Source organism: Variovorax gossypii (assembly GCF_003965815.1).
GTDB classification, from domain to species: Bacteria; Pseudomonadota; Gammaproteobacteria; order Burkholderiales; family Burkholderiaceae_C; genus Variovorax; species Variovorax gossypii.
Genome location: NZ_RXOE01000012.1, coordinates 78035 through 95883 on the forward strand (window position 1 = coordinate 78035; position 17849 = coordinate 95883).

The window sequence follows — 17849 nt, forward strand, 5'->3', positions numbered from 1 at the left end:
GACGCTTGGCTGCTTCACCGCTCTGAGCGGCCTTGGGATCGAGGCTCGTCGTGTCCGGTCAGGGAGCGCCGCGCTTCCTGCGCTTCGGCGCTTGCGGTGTCGCCGTTCTCTTCTTCGTCTTCGCTGTCGCGGTTGTTGGCGTTGCTGCCGTGGGGTCGGGTGCCGCTTCCGGCGCGCTCAAGGCGTAGAACTCGTGCAGCTTCTCGGCGAGCATGCGCTTGTCCGGCAGCTGCATCTGGTACTGAGCCACCAGCGCGGGCGAGAGCGAGCGGCTCAGCGCGTACTCGACCACCTCGGCGTCCTTGCTCGCGCACAGCAGCAGGCCGATGGCCGGGTTCTCGTGCGGCTTCTTCACCTGGCGGTCGAGCGCTTCGAGGTAGAAATTCAGCTTGCCCAGGTGCTCGGGCTCGAAGGCCGTGACCTTGAGCTCGATGGCCACGAGGCAGTTCAGGCCGCGGTGAAAAAACAGCAGGTCGAGCGCGAAGTCTTGGCCGCCCACCTGCACCGGGTACTCGCTGCCGATGTAGCAGAAGTCGCGTCCCAGCTCGGTGAGGAAACGCCCCAGGTTCATCAGCAGGCTGCGGTGCAGCTCGGCTTCGGAGTGCGGCTCGGGCAGGGCCAGGAAGTCCAGCAGGTAGGCGTCCTTGAAGTGCTGTGCGGCCTGCGGCTGCATCTCTCTCAACGCCGTCGAGATCTTGGGCGGCTGGAGCAGGGCGCGCTCGAACAGGCCGCTGTCGATCTGCCGCGCCACCTCGCGCACCTGCCAGCCCTGCTGCGCTGTCATGCGCAGGTAGAACTCGCGCTCCTCCTCGCGCTTGGCGCGGCTGAGGATGTGCAGGTGCGAGGACCATGGGACTTCTCTCAACAATGTTGAGAGTTTCGAGTCCGGCGGATAGGCCAGGAAGAACTGCCGCATGCGCCAGAGGTTCTGGGCCGAGAAGCCGCGCCGGCCCGGCTCGCGCCGCGCGATGTAGGCGGCGAGCTGCTCCACGGTGCCCATGGCCCAGCCGTCGGCCTCGATGCGCCGGTGCAGGTACTCGCCGATGCGCCAGTAGAGCTCGATCACCTCGGCGTTGGCGGCCCGGGCCACGCGCTGGCGTGCGCCCTGGATCAGCGCGAGCACTTCGCCGAAGGCGGCCTCCGCGGTCGTTGCCGCCGCTGCTGCGCGGCGTGCCGGTCCGACGGCCTTGCTCATGCCTGGACCCCGTCCATCTGGAGGGCGGGGCGTGTGCTGGTCGTTTTCCGCGCAGGCCGAGCGAGAAGGTCCTGCGCGGTGCAGCTCCCGCGAACCTGGCGCATGCGCCAGGGGCTCGCGGCGCCAGCTTCGCGAGATCGGGGGCAGGGTGCCTGGGGACGGGACATCAGCCGGGTGATCATCGCAGTGCCCCGGCCGCGACGTGCCTGTGGCGCGCGGATGGGCGGTCCGATGTGCCGGGACCGAACCATCGGGCTGCGGTTGACGGCGTGCGCGGCTGGCGGCTGCCTACCGTCGACGCGGGGTTTCAGGTCCTCGGTGAAGCGCAGGTCATCGAACAGGGTGGGGGCGGTGGAGGCAGGCACCGGGCAAATGTAGTGCCTCGATGGTGCTTCCTCGCCCCACGGTCGTCGCTGCGCGGCATCCGGCCCCGGCCGTGCGGCATCGGGCCGCGTGGCAGCCCGGCGCGGGTCCGGGGGTTTCTGGTTCTTTCTCTCAACGGCGTTGAGAGTTTCGCGCTCGCCGGACTGGCAGGGCAGACAGGCCCTTGCCGACCGCCTCGGCACCGCGTCGTCGTGCCCACCAGTTCTTTTCGCTCGGATATACCTTTTTGACCCTGCGGTTTTCATGAGGTATTGCATTTGAAATGCAATACCAATTGCCGAGGCCTTGTAGGTTCTGAGGCCGTTTCTTGCCGCTTCGGGTCGATTTCGGATCGCTGATCGTTGCAATTGAAGTGCTGGCCTCGGCAATTCGAATTAACCAGTCTTCGGGATTGACTTCGGCGAACTGGTTCTTCCGTTTTCAAATTAAAAGCCCCAAAAATCACGATCGACGTGCAGCCGCACCATGCTGGTGAAAACCGCCCTCCGCCGCCCGCTGTAGCGCGGTCACGGTGCCTTGTGCTGCGAAGGGATTAATCCAAAGATTCTGCTTTGATGGCCGGTATTGGTTGTAATGCCGTGAAATTGATTTTTCCTGAATTGATGGATTCTGAATATCTTCATTTTTTGGCCTGAAAGGGAAATTAATTCCTTGTGCCTAGTCGAAAAATTAATTCGCCAAATCCATTGGCGCTGGCGAAATAAATTGATAGGCTGCGCGAGCCGGTTGCATGCAGTTACAGCAAATAACCGGCGCATTCCATGGCCAGCTTTTGAGGGTGATGAATCACAGCCCGCTCGAGATGGTTTCCAGCTTTCCCAAGGAGAGAACCATGTTCACAGGACTTACAGGACACCCGCCGCGCGGGCATGCCCGGCGCCCGTCGGGCGCCGCCCGGCCCTCCGCGGCCGCGTCCCTGCCCGGCCACTTCGCCCTGGCGCTGCAAAGCGAGGAGAGCGCGGCCGCCATCCAGGAAGCGCTCGCGCGCTGCGACGCGGCGCGCGACATCGCGCCGGTGTCGCTGAGCGTCGAGCGCGGCCAGCAGCGCGTGCTCAGCAGCGACCCCGCCGACGCGTCGGCGGTGGCCCCGCTCATGCTCACGACCACCGATGTCGACCTCTTCAAGCGCTGGATCGGCGCGCCCGACGAGAGCTGCCGCGCACATGCCGAGACCCACCAGTACTGGCCGCTGCCCACGCGGGCGTGGTCCGGGCGCTCCGTGTCCTCGCGCCGCGACTTCACCGCCGAGGAGGCCGCCGACATCGAGCGCGCGGGCCGCGTCTACCTGTTCGGCGATTCGGCTCTGGTGCGCGACTACCGCGACGTCATCGGGCTGTACCACGGCACCTTCGAGGCCGCCATCTACGCGATGGACGAACTCAGCGTCATGCCCGGCGCGCGCCTGAGCGTGGTCGGCGCCCCCGCGGTCCTGCTGTGCAGCAAGTTCGACCTGCACGCACCCGGCCAGCTCGTGCTGCACACGCCCTGCCACGCCCATTTCGGCAGCGTGCGCAAGTTCTGCGGCGCCCCCTCGCTCAACTGAACGGAAGGACCCGCCATGGCAACCAAGACCCCCCAATCCCAGCCCGCCGGCATGACCGATTTCGCCGAAGGCGATGTGCGCATCGTGACGCCGGACAACCCGCTGGTCGTGAACGAGGACCCGGCGAACTTCGGCGCCGTGCAGATCGCGGGCGGCGAGGTCATCGTGCAGGTGAAGTCGACCGTGACCTTCGCTTCGCTCGAGAAGACGAGCTGAGCCCCACATCCCACGCAAGCACGCAAGGAGTACACACATGTTGATCGACGACGTCCCCCTGGGCGATATCGTGGTGCTCGGCTACTCGGGCACCAAGGGCACGGCCGGCACGGCCGGCCCCAAAGGCAGCGACGGCTCGAACGGCCGCAACTGCGACTGCAACTGGGCCAGCGGCTGCCGTGACAGCACGGCCGGCGGCAATGGCGACACCGGCGGCAACGGCAGCAACGGCACCGATGGCGCCGACGGCAAGCAGGCCTTCCCGGCAACGATCACCGTCACCAAGCTGCTGGGCGACGCCAGCCACAACATCGTCGTCTTCAGCGCGGGCGGCAATGGCGGCTCGGGCGGCGACGGCGGCGGCGGCGGCGATGGCGGCTCGGGCGGCCAGGGCGGCAAGTCGGACAAGGACGGCGCCTACAAGTGCACCGGCAGCGGCGGCGGCAACGGCGGCACGGGCGGCAACGGCGCGAACGGCGGCTATGGCGGCAACGGCGGCGACGGCACCACGGTCACCGTCCGGTACTCGCTCGACAGCGGCGCCTCCGCCGCCATGGTCGGGCGCACCGCGCAGTCGCAGCCGGGCGAGGGCGGCGGCGCCGGCGGCGCCGGCGGTCCGGGGGCGGCGGGCAGCCCGGGGGGCAGCGCCGGCAAGAGCGGCAGCCCGGGGCGCGCGGGCAACCGCGGCAGCAAGTCGGGGGCGACCTCGACCTTCTCGATCACCAAGGTCTGAGCGCCCGGGCGCCGATCCGCATGACGAACGTGCAGCAGTCCGCGCTGCGCACAGGCGTCGAGCGCCTGTGGCAGGAGGGCGCACGCCTGGCCGGCCTCGACGCCCGCGAGGTGGCCGCCACCGGCTGGGCGCTGCTGTCGCCGCCCTCAGGCGGCGACGGCCGCCGGGGCGGGTTTTCCGAGCTCAACAACGACGGCAGCCCGGCCCAGCTGTGCCTGTCGCAATCGCGCGAGGGCACGGGGCTGCGCATGCTGGTCGATCCGGCATGGCACCTGGCCGACGCACCGGCGCGGCTGGTCGCGAGCCGCGAGGCGCTGGCCCTGGCGCTCGAGCGCGGCGGCGCCGGCGATCTCGCACCCGCGTGCGAGGCACTGCTGGATGCGCTGTTGCTCGAGGAGTCGGCGCTGCACGCCTACCCAAGCAGCCTGCTGTGGATCGGCACGGGCCTGGGCCAGCCCGGCTGCGCGGTGTACGTGGACGTGCGGCCGCTGGGCGACGCGGTCTGGGCGCGCACGCGCGACTGGCTGCACGTGGTCCTGCCCGATGCCGCGGAAGCCCTCGGCACGCTGGAGCGCCTGCGCCCGCATGTGCAGCTCTCGAGCATCGGCATCGAGGGCCTCTCCCGCCAGCGTGCGCGGGCCAAGCTGTACTGGCGCCTGCGCACACCCGTGGGCCTCGCGGCCCTCGGGCTGCCGCTGCTGGACGATCCCGGGCTGGCGGCCTTCCTGGCCACGGCCGTCGGGCTGCGCGAGTTCCCGCTGTCGGGGCTGGTGATGAGTGCGGGCTTCGACTTCGCCTCGGGGGCCCTCGAGGACACCAAGATCGACCTGTGCGGGCACTGCATGCCGCAGCCGGCCGCGTCCTGGCTGGACCTGGTGGCGCGCGTGTCGCACGGGCTGGGCCTGCCGGTGCCACCCGTGCAGGCGGCCCTGGACACGCAGCACTGCGAGGTGGCCTTCCTGGGCGCCGGCGTCGACCGGCGCGGCCAGCATCGCCTGAACATCTACCTCAAGCCGTCGGGCCCGGGCCTGCCGGCCGCGCTCGACCGCCGCGCGCTGCGCGCGTGCATCGCCTCGGCCTGCGCCTACCTGTGCGACCTGCAGGCCGCCGACGGCGGCTTCGCCGACTACCGGCTGCCCGTGGGCGCCTCGACCCAGTGGGTGAGCGCCTTCGCCGGCCTCGCGCTGGCCGAGGCCGCGTGGGTCGCGGACCTGCCCTGGGCCTTCGCGGCCGCCGGGCGGACCGCCGACCGGCTCACGCGGGACCGGCCCTATGCCGCGGGCTGGGGCTACAACGAGACGACGGGCATCGACGCGGACTCCACCGGCTTCGCGATCCGCCTGCTGCGCGCCCTCGGCCGCGAGGTGGCCCCGGCGGACCGGCGCAGCCTCCTGCGGCATTGGCGGGAGGAGGGCGGCTTCGCCACCTACGACGATGGCCCGCAGGCCTGGGGGCAGGCGCATCCCTGCGTGACGGCCGCCGCCGGCCTGGCGCTCGACGACGAGGCCCGCCGGGCGCTGTCGAGCACGCTGCAGGCCTGCGTCGCGCGCACCGCCCTGGCCGACGGCAACTGGCCGGCCTACTGGTGGCGCACGCACCACTACAGCACCTGGCACCACCTGCTGCTGCTGCGCCGCCTGGGGCAGGGCACGTGCGGCGCGGCGCCGGCGCATGTGGGCACGGGTGCGGGCACCGGCGTGGGCGCGGGCAAGGGTTCGGGTGCCGTCCATCCGTCCCCGGGGGCCTTCGAGCTCGCCTATGCCGCGGGCATCGCGCATTTCCGCAAACCCGGCTCGGCCGAGGCCGACCGGCTGCTGCGCGACCTGCTGGGCGCCCAGCGCGTGGACGGCGGTTGGACCGGCGGCTTCAACCTGCGCGTGACCGACCCCGCCTGCACGGCGCCCTGGCAGCAGCCCGCGGGCGAGCTGTACCGGGACCAGGCCGGCACCATCACCACCGCCAGTGCGCTGTTCGTGCTCACGGAGGTCCTGCGTGGATAGCCCGCTGCTGCACGGCCGGCGCGCCGCCTTGCTGTTCTTCAAGCGCCAGTGCCCGCCCTGTGTCGTCCTGTCCCGGCTGGCGGTGGTCCTGTCGCTCGGGGCCGTGCGCCGCGTGCCGCTGGACGCCGCGCAGGCGCGGGACTTCTACGCGCAGCACCCGGCGCTCGAGGGCATGCCCGTGCTGGTCCACGGCGAGCGCGTGGCCGCGGGGCCGGCGGTCTTCCTGGCCCTGCCGCGCGTGGTGGCCTCGCGTGCGTGGCAGCGCCTGCGCGCGCTGGGCGGGGCGCGCGACGGCCACAGGCCGACCGGGCCATGACGGGCGCACCCGCCGGGTCGCCGCCGCGCGCGGCGGCGACCGTGACCCTGAGCGATGCCCGCGCCGAGGCGGACTTCGCGCGCGACGGCTACGCGGTGGTCGGGCTGCTGTCGCCTGCCGAGCTGGACCGCCTGCAGGCGGCCTTCGCCCAGCATGCCGTCCTGCACGAAGGCCCCTTCGCGGCCAGCCTGCTGATCCCCGATGCCGCCGCGCGCGGCGCGGTCCACCACGCCGTGCAGGCGGTGCTGGCGCCCGCGCTGGCGCGCGTGCTGGCCGGCTACCGGTCGGTGTTCTGCGGCTTTGCCGTCAAGGCGCCGTGCACCGACGGCGGCGAGATGCCGCTGCACCAGGACATCAGCTTCTCGCGTCCCGAGGGGCGGCCCGCCGTGAGCGTGTGGGCGCCGCTGGTCGACGTCTCGGGCCTCAACGGCTGCCTGGTGCTCGTGCCGGGCAGCCACCGCGTGAACACCGGCGCGCGCGCGCCCGGCTCGACGCCGGCGGCCGACAGCCTGCAGGCCTACGCGCAGGCGGGCCTGCTGCGCGAGCTGCCCATGCGCCGCGGCGAGGCCGTGGTGATGGACCAGCGGCTGCTGCATGCCTCGCCGGGCAACCGCTCGCAGGCGGTGCGCGCCGTCGCGACGGCCGTGGCCGTTCCCGCCGAGGAGGGCCTGCGCTACTACCACCGCAGCGTCGTCGACGGCGTGGCCCTGCTCGAGGGCTTCGCCGTGGAGGACGACTTCCATCTCGGCCACCCGCTGGGCAGCCGCCCCGCGCGCGGCACGCGCCTGGGCGTGGCGCCCGAGCGCGTCGACTTCATCCACCCGCGGACCCTGGCCCCCCGGCCCGGGCCCGCCTGCGCAGTCCCTTGATCGAGGAACCTTCCATGTCCGGCTCCAACACCACCGACACCCAGGGCCTCGGCGCCCAGGCCCAGACGCCCGCGGAGCGCGTCTTCCAGATCGACCCCAGCGGCCTGGGCGGCATCGCCCAGAGCGTGAACCTGTTTCGCGGCGACGTGAGCGTGCCGCTGAGCGTGGTGTCGCTCGCCAGCCGCAGCGGCATCGACGCGAGCCTGGCGCTGATCTACAACAGCAACACCGGCGAGCAGGTCGACACCTGGAACCTGACGGCGCCCACCGGCCCCGTGGGGATGGGATGGTCGCTGGGCTACGAGTTCATCGCGCGCGACGCGGCGCTCGCGGCCAAGCCCATCGACGGGGTGTGCTACCTGGTGGCCGGCGGCAGCTCCAACCGGCTCTTCCGCACCGCGGTCACGTCCACCTACTGGGAGTACGAGGCCGAGAACTACCTGTTCTGGCGCATCCGCTACTACCCGCAGAAGGAGCAGTGGGAGCTGGTGCAGGAAGACGGCACGCGCCGCCTGTACGGCGGCGCGGCCGGTGCGAGCGCAGGCGGCGACGACGGCCCCGTGCAGTACGGCGTCAAGTGGGTCGGCGCCGAGGGCAACTGGAGCGATGCCACGGTGGTGAGCTCCGGCCAGAGCCGCTACGCGGTGGGCTGGAACCTCGCGGCCATCGTGCCGCCCTGGGGCGACGGCGTGCGCATGGAGTACGAGAACACCCTCGCCGTCATCGGCGACAACGCGGGGCTGGCCTACACCGTGTCCTCGCGCCTGAAGCGCGTGGTGGTGCCGATGGTGCGCACCCTCGTCTTCAACTACGCGCCCAAGCGCAACGACGACACGGCGCGCGAGTACCAGGTGCCGCACCTCGACCCGAACACGCCCTCACTGCACGCCTACCAGGACCGCTACGAGACGCACTTCCTCGCCTCGGTGGAGGTGCGCAACGCCGACGACGCGCCTTCCGCGCCCGGGGCGCTGATCCAGCGCGTGGGCTTCGAGTACGCGCTGGTCAACATGTCGCTGGACCACCAGGACGACCCCGACTACGTCAAGCGCTACCTCACGGCCGTGACCTATACCACGCCTCAGGGGCTGGCGATGCCCGACGTGCGCTTCGACTACTACAACGACCCGTCGCAGCAGCTGAGCGCCGACTTCAACCGCGGCGCCCTGCGCAGCATCCTCTACCCGCAGGGCGGACGCATCAGCTACACCTACCGCCACACGCTGCTGGCCGGCACCGACCGCGCGCTGCCCGTGGCCTCGCGCGGCGCGCCGCGCGTGTGGTTCGGCGCGGACTACGCGGTGCTCGTGAACTACGAGGGCGCGAACAGCGGCCTGGACGTGCGCATCTTCTCGTGGAACGGGCAGTGGGTAGAGGCCCCCAGCACCTACAACCTGTCGCAGGACATCGACCTGGCGACGCTGCAGGTGTCGGTGCAGCCCGAGTTCTTCGCGCTGGCGTGCCGCACCGCGGGCACCAGCGCCGACTTCCTCGTGCTGCTGTTCCACAAGCAGAAGGGGCGCTACGGCCAGTGGATCGCCGAGCAGGACTTCACGAGCCTGCCGCTGCAAAACGGCGAGCAGGCCCAGCTCGCCACCGGCACGGACTTCGCCGTGGCGCTGAGCTCGGGCCCGAACCTCATGGCCAAGGTGTGGGACGAGCGCACCGGCCGCTGGATCGACGAATCGGGGGCCTTCGCCGTGCCCTCGAACGCGAGCTACGCGCTTTGCGCGAGCGCGGACTACGTGGCCCTGGCGTCGGCCGATGCCGCGTCGCGCCGCGTCTCTCTGCAGCTGTGGTATCGCGTGCGCCAGGGCTCGGGCTTCGCCGCCGCGCAGATCGACCAGAGCACCCTCAGCGATGTCGACTGGCAGTTCGACAGCACGCCCACGAACTTCTGGAGCCTGGGCTCGTGCTTCGCCTCGATGACCTACGTCAACGGCGGGGACGACCGCACGATCCGCTACACGGTCAAGGTGCTGCAGTGGGACGACAGCTTCTACGCGCGCACCGTGCTCGACGAGCGCCTCACGATCGACGCGGACACCGAGCTGCCCTACGCGCAGTCTGTGGTCAGCGGCAGCGTGCTGGGCAACGTGGCGAACCTGTTTCGCTACGACGGGCAGACCTGGCAGCCGGGGGCGCTGCCGGTGCCCGGCGGTACAGGCGACCCGCCGCGTTTCGTCTACGGCAGCGACGTCGCGGTGGTCTCGGGCAAGGAGGAGGCGGCCATCGCGCTGTTCAACCCCTACCAGCCGAGCTGGGAGGCGGCTGTCCAGATCCCGATCTCGCAGCTGGGCATCACGCCCACCGCGAACGGCGACTACGTGTCGGTCGACCGGCAGGTCTACTACCGCGATCCGGCGAACGTCCTGCAGCCCGTGTACGTGCTGGACTCGAACATGGTCGCGCAGAGCCTGGTCAACCGCGCGCCGTACTTCATCGCCTACGAGGACCAGAGCGGCAACACGCACGTGCTGCCGCTGAGCAACGGCACGGTCGACGCGGCCGCGGAGGTGGTGCTGGCGAACGAGCGCATCCATGTGCCCGACGGCGGCCAGGGCACCACGCTCGCGGGGCCGAGCGCCCTGATGACCTACCAGGGCAGCTTCGACAACCCCAGCGCGCTCAAGCTCTACCAGTTCGTGCAGCACGGCATCGAGGGCCAGGTCGGCGGCTACCCGGTGGAGGCCCTGCGCATCGACGACGGCTACCCCGACGACTGGGGCGGCGTGTGGGCGGCGGCAAGCAAATGCTCGCGCTTCTACTACGACTGCGACAACGTCACCGTCTCGCCCGAGGGCACCGTCACCGAATTCGCGGCCGCCACCGTCGTCTATGGCGCGGACGCAGGCACCGCGGGCGTGGCCTACCCGCCCCCGGTCGACACCCTGTTCGGGCGCTCCGAGTACCGCTTCCACAACAACCGTTCGCCGCGCACGAGCGGCCTGGTGCCGGACGACGCGATGCTCGATCCGTCGGCGACCACGTACTACAGCTTCCTCAACGGCATGCTGTTCGACCAGACGGACTACGACGCCGAGGGCATGCCGGTGGAGCGCACCTACAACGTCTACGACGTGCGCACCGAGATCGCCTCGATCGACGACGCCTCGACGCGCCTGCCGATCATCGGCGGCTACGTGAAGCGCCCGCGCACCGAGATCAGCCAGTACGAGCAAGCGATCGAGGTGCCGCAGGCCGGCCTCGCGCTCGCATCCGTCTCCGCGTCCTCGTCCTCGTCCGCATCCTCGTCCGCATCCACCCGCGGCCGCGCGCCGCAGCCCGTGGCCGTTCCGCCCGCGCTGGTCCGGGCGCTCGGCGAACGCGACGTGGCGCTGCCTGCCGAGGCCCTGCTGGTGCCGGCGCGCGACGGGGGCCACTGGCGCCTGCATCCCGATCCGGCCTCCCCGCGCTACCTGCCCGTGGCGGTGCGCGACGGCAACCTGGTCGCCTCGGTGGCGGTCACGCGGCAGGTGGGCTCCGACTACTCGTGGCAGACCGGCCTGCTGGGCAGCGACTTCGTCGACAACTACAACAGCCAGGGCAAGCACGAGATCCTGTCGCGCGCGGTCTACTACGCGTGGCAGGTGAGCGCGTACGCGCAGCTCAAGGCCGCGCACATCTGGGCGCCGGTGGCTGTCTCGATCCGCTTCTGGCGCGAGGACGGCATGGCCGAACCCGGCCTGCCGCAGACCGTCTCGCTCAACACGCTGGCGCCGTGGTTCGACGACCCCGAGGGCGCGGGCGAGCGCTGGGCGCCCAGGCGCAGTTTCGTGGCCGCAAGCGCATCGGTCTACGACCCCACGCTGCCGATTCCCGTGCGCTTCGACGCATGGGACAACGCCGCGCTGCCTTCGGACGACCTGTGGCGCCTGAGCGGCGAGGTCACCGTGCGCGACAGCGGCGGCACCACGATCGAGGCGCGCGATGCCTTCGGCCGGCCCACGGCCACGCTGCTCAACCGCTGCGGCACCGCGCGCGTCGCCGAGTTCGCCAACGCGACGACGGCGGAAACGCTGTACAGCGGCTTCGAAAGCTACGAGGACCTCGCGCGCTGGCGCCTCGGCGGCCAGCCGCTGCCCGGCGACCTCGTGGTGCCCGGCGACGCGCACACCGGCAGCCGCGCGCTGCGCCTGGCGGGCGACGCCTCGCAGGTGCTGTCGACCGGGCTGTCGCTGGAGGGCGGCAAGACCTACATCCTCGCCTGCTGGGTCAAGACGCCGGCCGGATTCGACGGCGTGGCCGGCAAGGCGCAATGGCAGGTCGTGGCCGGCGGCCAGGCGACGCTGAGCCTGGAGATCGCGGGCTCGGACGGCGCCTGGGCCTACCGCCACTGGCCGGTGGTGTGGCCGGCCGGCGGTGGAAGCAGTGGAGGCGGTGGTGCGTCGGCGAACGCGGTGTCGCTGCAGCTGTGCAACGCCAAGTCGGGCGCACAGGGCGTGCTGCTGCTGGACGACGTGATGTTCGCGCCGCTGGTGGGCAGCGTCGGCGTGAGCGTGTACGACGAGCTCTACGGCGCCGAGACGGCCACGCTGGCGCTCAACGGCAACACCGCGCGCAGCGTCTTCGACAGCCGCCAGCGCGTGGCGGCGCAGGCGGGCGCGAGCGGCCAGGTGCACGGCGGCGGCATGGCCTACCTGGTGCGCGAGAACGATCCGCGCGCCGACTTCGTGTTCGCGCCCACCGATCCCAATGCCGTGACGCAGGTGGCGTCGGCCGGCGGCGGTGTTCTTGCCGACTTCATGCAGGGCAGCGACTGGACATCGCAGTGGGACATCGCGAACACCGCGGCCTGGCAGGTGATCGACGGCGTGCTGACCCATGCCGGCAGCGGCACCGACAGCATCGCATTCCGCCCCTCGAGCGACCTCGCGGACTACGGCGTGATCGTCACCGTCCGCCTGCCGCAGGACACGGATGGCGCGCCGATCCCGCCGGCGGGCGCGACGGGGGTGGACATCGGCGCCGACCTGAGCGTGCGCTGGGAGCCGGCCACCGGCTGGCGCCTGACGCTGGCGGGCACGACCCACGATCTCGGCGCGGCCCGCTTCGCCAACGACTGGGCGCTGTTCGTGCCGGTGGATCCGGCCAGCGGCACGAACTCGGTGCACTTCTACGCCGGGGGGCGCCTGCTGTTCGCGCAGACCGGCGGCGCGCTCGTGCGCGGCGCGGCCAGCCTCGTGCTCACGGGCACGGGTGTCGGCGTCTCGGCGCTGGCGATGCTGCGCGCGCCGGCGCTCTCGGCGGTGTTCCTCGACGGCTCGGGCAAGGAACGCCAGCAGCAGTCGTTCACGGGGGAGGGCAGCATCGTCTCGGGCTCGCTGTACGACCCGATCGGGCGCGCCGCGATCGGCGTGAAGCCCGCGAACGCGCCGGGCCGGGGCCTGGCCTACGACGCGGACTACGTGCTGAGCTTCGATCCGACCAGCGGCGTCATGACGGGGCGCGCCGCGTCGGCCTACCCCGACGACGAAGGCTTCCCGTACGTGCGCACCGAGTACTTCCGCACCGCGCAGTCGCTCGCCTCGCGCCAGGGCGCGCCGGGCAAGGCGCTGGCGATCGCCTACGGCACAGGCGGCACCGGCGCAGGCGTCGACCTCAACCCGCACATCCAGCAGTTCAGCTACGGCACCAACGTGCAAGGGCAGTTCGGCGGCGACACCTGGCCGTCGAACCAGTACTTCGTCAAGAAGATCACGGACCCCAACGGCAACCCGGGCTTCACGCTCACGAGCCAGACCGACCAGGCGCTGGCCAGCCTGAGCCTGACGGACGACGGCGGCCTCGCCGTCACCCAGTACTTCTACGACGGCAGCGGCCGCCTCGTGAAGACGCTGCCGCCCGCGGGCGTCGATGCGCAGCGCGCGGGCGACCCGGATGCCGGGCGCTGGGCGAGCACCACCACCTACAACTTCCTGGGCGAGGGCATCGAGTCGAGCGAACCCGATGCGGGCCTCACGCGCTCGGTGTTCGGCCCCGGCAGCCAGCTGCGCTTCGCGGCCGGTCCCGACGACAAGGACGGCCTGGCGACCATCCGCTACGTGAAGTACGACGCCATCGGCCGCGACATCGAGGCCGGCGTCGTGCGCACCGAGTGGAACCGCGAGGCGCTGCAGCGCATCGCGCTGGACGACCCGGCCTGGCCGGGCGCCGCGCAGGGCGCGGTCGTGAACCGCAGCTACGCCTACGACGGCGACGGCAGCGACCCGACGCAGTTCGGCCGCATCGTGCGCAGCACCGAGCAGGCGCCTGACGGGCTCACGCAGGTCGATCAGCGCTATGCCTACGACACGGGGGGCCTGGTGCGCGAGGAGACGCAGACCGCCACGGCCTTCGACGCCACCGCGCGCACGACGCGCTATGCCTACGATGCGCTGGGCCGCGTGGTGGGCCTGACCTACCCGCAGGACAGCGAGATCGCGCAGATCAGCTATGCCTACACGCGCCTGGGCCAGGTCTTCGAGGTCGGCACGCCGCAGCAGCCGGACGCCTTCGCCACCTTCTCGTACAACGCGGCGGGCCAGGTCGAGCGCTCGGTGGTCCGGCTGGCCGCGGCCCTGGACCTGCTGAGCCAGTCTCGCTACGGCCCGCCGGGATGGCTGCAGGGCACCACCACGACCACGAGTGCGGGCACCACCATCTGGGAAGAAGGGCTGAGCTACACCGAGGGCGGCTACCAGGACGCGGGCTACTTCGACGGCAAGATCGCGAGCGTGGAAACCGTCTCGGATGCCGGCGACGCACAGCGCTTCGCGTACGCCTACGACACGCAGTCGCGCCTTCTCATGGCGCAGCGCAGCGAGAACGGCCAGGACAGCACCGACGCGGCCCTGAGCTACGACGCCAACGGGAACTTCGCCACGCTGGAAACACTCGGCGTGTCCCGGACCTACGCCTACCAGCCGTACACCGACCGCGTCGACACCGTGGACGCTGTAGGCACCACGCTCGACGCCTTCCGCTACAACGCGCAGGGCGCGGCCATCGCGGCGCAGCGTCTGGGCCTGAGCGACATCGCGTACAGCCCGTCGACCGGCATGACCGACACCATCACGCTGGACAACGGGCACAAGGTGATCTTCGGCTACGACGCCAGCCAGGCGCGCAGCGTGAAGCGGCTCACCGATGCCGCGGGCGCCGAGATCAGCGCCAAGCAGTACCTGCGCGACAGCAGCGGCAACCCGCTGCTGGAGCTCAGCCGCACGGCGGGTGCCGAGGACACCAAGGCGCAGTACCTCTACGGCCCTTCGGGGCTGATCGGGATGCAGCTCGGTGGGCAGCGCTACGCGGTGGTGCGCGACCACCTCGGCTCCGTGCGCTGCGTGGTCGACGCCACCGGCGCGGTGGTGGCGCAGTACGACTACACCGCCTTCGGCGTGACGGTCACGCGCGCCGGCTCCAGCCGGCCGGACATCCTGTTCTACCGCTACACGGGCCAGGAGTTCGACGCCGAGACGGGCCTGTACAACTACCAGGCGCGCTTCTACGACCCGGAGCTGGGCCGCTTCGTCGCCGTCGACCCGCGGCGCCAGGGATCGTCGCCCTACGTCTACGTGCTGAACAACCCCATCGGCCTCGTGGACCCGGACGGCGAGGAGGCGCTGACGGCCTTCCTCATCGCCGTGATCGTCAGCGCGATCATCGGTGCGGTCGTCGGCGCGGTGACCTACGCCGTCACGCACGAGGGCAACTTCGACGTCGGCAAGTTCTTCCTCTATGCGGCCGCCGGTCTGGTCGCGGGAGCGGCGGGGGGCGCCGCGGCGTTCGGCGGGGGCCTGATGGCCACCGCCGCGCTCGGCGCCATCGGGGTGTCGACCTCCACCTCCATCGGCAGCGGCATCGTGGTGGGGGCCGTGGCGGGTGCTGCGGACGGGGTCGTGGCCGGGACCATGAACCAGGTGGGCGTGAACCTCATCGAAGGCCGACCGCTGAACGAGGGCGTGGGCCAGGCCGCGTGGATGGGCGCGGCGATCGGCGCTGCGTCCGGCGCGGTGCTGGGAGGCATCACGGGCGCGGTCAACTACCGCACCGCCTCCCGGCTCGCCCGGCCGAGCAGGGTCATCACCAATCGGCCTACCGGGCGGCTGAATGCAACCCTGCATGGCGCCACTGTCGTGAGCGAAGGCAACATCGGCCCTGGCGTGGCGGGCATTGGCCGGCGCGACGTGGTGGGGCTGAACGCGCATGGGGGCGCGCGCAACACCAGGCTGGATTTCACCAACGGACCTGTGGGCCCGGTCGGGCAGGGATTGCCCAACCAGGACATTTCGCATGTGATCGCCGACCTGGGTGGGGCGAACTTCGCCGGCGGTGGCCTGGACCTGTCGGGGGTTTGCTACGCGGGCACATCCGGCGTGGCCCGGACGGCGGCGCGTGACCTGGGGCAGCCGGTGCGTGCCGCGACCGGATCGACCTGGACCGCCGGTAACGACTTTCCCAGGCGAGGGTTTCGGATCGTACCTGCAGGCGAGAACTTTCTTCGGGTCTCGCAGTCGCTGCAGGGCATCACCTTCCGGACCTACTACCCGAGCCAGTTGCGCACCGGCTGGAACTACCTCTTCGGCTATTGATGGCGATGGACGCGACCTTGCTCGATCCGTTCTCGCCGCAGGCGCTGGCCGATCCCTACCCGGTCTACCGGCGCCTGCGCGAACAGTCGCCCGTGCACCCGGTGGCGCCCGGGCGCTGGATCGTCTCGCGCCATGCCGATGTGCTGGCCCTGTTGCGCGATCCGCGCTGCGCGCACTGGGGCCACGCGCCCGAGCTCGATGCCTTGCGCTCGCCGCACGAGCGGGCGCTGGCGCAGGCCCTGCGCCTGTTCGCGCCGTCCGACCCGCCCGGTGCGCTGCGCCGCCAGATGAGTGCCGTGTTCAACACCCAGGTGCTGGAGCGCATGCCGCAGCGCCTCGCGCCGCTGGCCGACCGGCTGCTCGATGGGCTTGGTGGACACGGCGGAGGCGGCGGACTCGATGGACTCGATGGACTCGGAGAAGGCCGCAGCCGCGACGTGCTGGCCGCCTATGCGCACCCGCTCACCATGCAGGCGGTGGGCGACATGCTGGGTCTTTCGGATGCGCAGACGCTGGCACTTGCGCAGGCGATGGGCGGCCTGGACGGCTCGCTGTTCGAGGGCCTGCGCGGCGCGGGCATCGCGGCGCCCGCTTCGGGGCCGGTCGCCCGGTTGCAGGCCTGCATGGATGCGCTCATCGATCAGGCGCAGGACAGGCCCGACGCGCTGATCTCGGGCCTGCACGCGGCCGTCGACGCGCAGGGCCCTGCGGCGGATCGACGCGACCGGCTGCTCAACGCCTTGCTCGTGCTGGTCTACGCCGGGCACCACAACATGCTCAACTTCATCGGCAACGGATTGCTGGCGCTGGCGATGCATCCGCAGGCGCAGGCCCGGCTGCGCCAGGAGCCGGCGCTGGCCGACCGGGCGATGCTGGAGCTGCTGCGCCACGACAGTCCGCTGCAATACATCGTGCTCGTGGCGAGCGAGCCGCTCGCGCTGCACGGGCGCGAGATCGCGCGCGGCGACGAGGTCCTCGTGTGCACGGGGTCGGCCAACCGCGACGAGACCGTCTTCGAGGATCCCGACGGCCTGGACTTCGCGCGGGCCAACCCCATGGACTCCCTGTCCTTCGGCAGCGGTGCGTGGCGCTGCATCGGTGCGCGCCTGGCGCTGCGCATCGGGGCCACGGCGTTCTCGAAGATCGTGGCGCGCGGCTTCGCGCTCCCCGCGAACATGCCGGCCCTGCGCCGGGTCCGGGGGGCCCTTGTGCAGCGGGGACTGGCCGCCCTGCCGCTCATGCTGCTGAGCCAGGAGGAGGGGCGCCATGGGTGACGCCGCATTCGTCGAGCGCTACGACCGCATGATCCTCGACGCGCAGATGCGCGCGTTCTACGGTGGCGGCGACTACTACAACGTCGGCCACTGGGACGCCGCGACCGGCAGCCTCGCGCAGGCCTGCGCCGCGCTGGTGCGGCGCGTGGCCGCGCCGGCCGTTCCGGCGGGCGCGCGCGCCCTGTGCCGCCCGGGCGACCTCGTGCTGGACGTCGGCTGCGGCCTGGGCGCTTCCACCGCGCAGCTCGCGGCCCTGTTGGCGCTGTCGCGCGTGATCGGGGTGAACCTGTCGCCCGCGCAGCTCGCGCATGCGCGGCAGCGGCATGACGGTCCGACCTTCTGTGCGATGGACGCCACGCGGCTGGGCTTCGCGGATGCGAGCGTGCGATGCGTCGTCTCGGTCGAAGCGGCGTTCCATTTCCGGTCGCGCTTCGATTTCCTGGTGGAGGCCGCCCGTGTGCTGCAGCCGGGCGGCATGCTGCTGATGAGCGACATGCTCTTCAATCCCGTGGTGGAACCGCCGTGGTGGGTCCCCCCGGAAAACGCCCGGCAGGACGCGGCGGGCTACCTGCGCGACTGCCATGCCGCCGGCTTCGTCGTCGAAGCGATGGACGACCTCACGGCCGCGACGCTCGAGCCGTTCTGCGAGCACCTGACGAGGCGCTATCCCGCCACGGGCGTTGCGCAGGCGTTGCGCGAGGAGGTCGATGCGTACGTCCTGGTGGCCCTGAGGAAGGCCTGAGCGG

General features: G+C 71.4%; 10 protein-coding genes. 9 read left to right on the forward strand and 1 reads right to left on the reverse strand.

The features are described 5' to 3' along the window. Positions 1 to 58: 58 nt before the first annotated feature. Entirely contained in the window at positions 59 to 1195 is a 1137-nt protein-coding gene (locus EJP69_RS28725) for a PDDEXK nuclease domain-containing protein (RefSeq protein WP_126473790.1), read from the reverse strand. Positions 1196 to 2411: 1216 nt separating this feature from the next. Here EJP69_RS28725 and EJP69_RS28730 point away from each other — a divergent pair. The 9 genes from EJP69_RS28730 to EJP69_RS28770 are packed head-to-tail and all read left to right on the forward strand — an operon-like array spanning position 2412 to position 17845. Further along, positions 2412 to 3122, forward strand: a complete 711-nt coding sequence (locus tag EJP69_RS28730) for a hypothetical protein (RefSeq protein ID WP_126473792.1) — start codon at positions 2412 to 2414, stop codon at positions 3120 to 3122. A 15-nt stretch (positions 3123 to 3137) separates the two neighbouring features. Beyond that, positions 3138 to 3338 (forward strand): hypothetical protein, encoded by a 201-nt coding sequence (locus EJP69_RS28735; RefSeq protein ID WP_126473795.1) that lies wholly within the window; start codon positions 3138 to 3140, stop codon positions 3336 to 3338. A 37-nt stretch (positions 3339 to 3375) separates the two neighbouring features. After that, the gene (locus EJP69_RS29595) at positions 3376 to 4071 is read left to right on the forward strand and encodes a hypothetical protein (RefSeq protein WP_170217254.1); all 696 of its coding nucleotides are present in this window, start codon (positions 3376 to 3378) and stop codon (positions 4069 to 4071) included. A gap of 20 nt (positions 4072 to 4091) precedes the next feature. Further along, positions 4092 to 6071 carry a prenyltransferase/squalene oxidase repeat-containing protein gene (locus EJP69_RS28745; RefSeq protein ID WP_126473797.1) on the forward strand — a complete coding sequence of 660 codons (1980 nt, stop codon included), beginning with the start codon at positions 4092 to 4094 and terminating at the stop codon, positions 6069 to 6071. Further along, on the forward strand, positions 6064 to 6387 hold the full coding sequence (locus EJP69_RS28750) for a hypothetical protein (protein ID WP_126473799.1): 324 nt from the start codon (positions 6064 to 6066) through the stop codon (positions 6385 to 6387). Before EJP69_RS28745 ends, EJP69_RS28750 begins: the two co-directional genes overlap by 8 nt. Beyond that, the gene (locus tag EJP69_RS28755; protein WP_126473801.1) at positions 6384 to 7256 is read left to right on the forward strand and encodes a phytanoyl-CoA dioxygenase family protein; all 873 of its coding nucleotides are present in this window, start codon (positions 6384 to 6386) and stop codon (positions 7254 to 7256) included. Before EJP69_RS28750 ends, EJP69_RS28755 begins: the two co-directional genes overlap by 4 nt. A 14-nt stretch (positions 7257 to 7270) precedes the next feature. Beyond that, positions 7271 to 15829 carry an RHS repeat domain-containing protein gene (locus EJP69_RS28760; protein WP_126473803.1) on the forward strand — a complete coding sequence of 2853 codons (8559 nt, stop codon included), beginning with the start codon at positions 7271 to 7273 and terminating at the stop codon, positions 15827 to 15829. 5 nt (positions 15830 to 15834) lie between these two features. Then, positions 15835 to 17103: a cytochrome P450 gene (locus tag EJP69_RS28765; RefSeq protein ID WP_170217255.1), complete on the forward strand. Its 1269-nt coding sequence runs from the start codon at positions 15835 to 15837 to the stop codon at positions 17101 to 17103. Then, positions 17096 to 17845, forward strand: coding sequence for a class I SAM-dependent methyltransferase (locus tag EJP69_RS28770; RefSeq protein WP_126473807.1), 750 nt, complete (start codon positions 17096 to 17098; stop codon positions 17843 to 17845). Before EJP69_RS28765 ends, EJP69_RS28770 begins: the two co-directional genes overlap by 8 nt. Positions 17846 to 17849 lie beyond the last annotated feature (4 nt).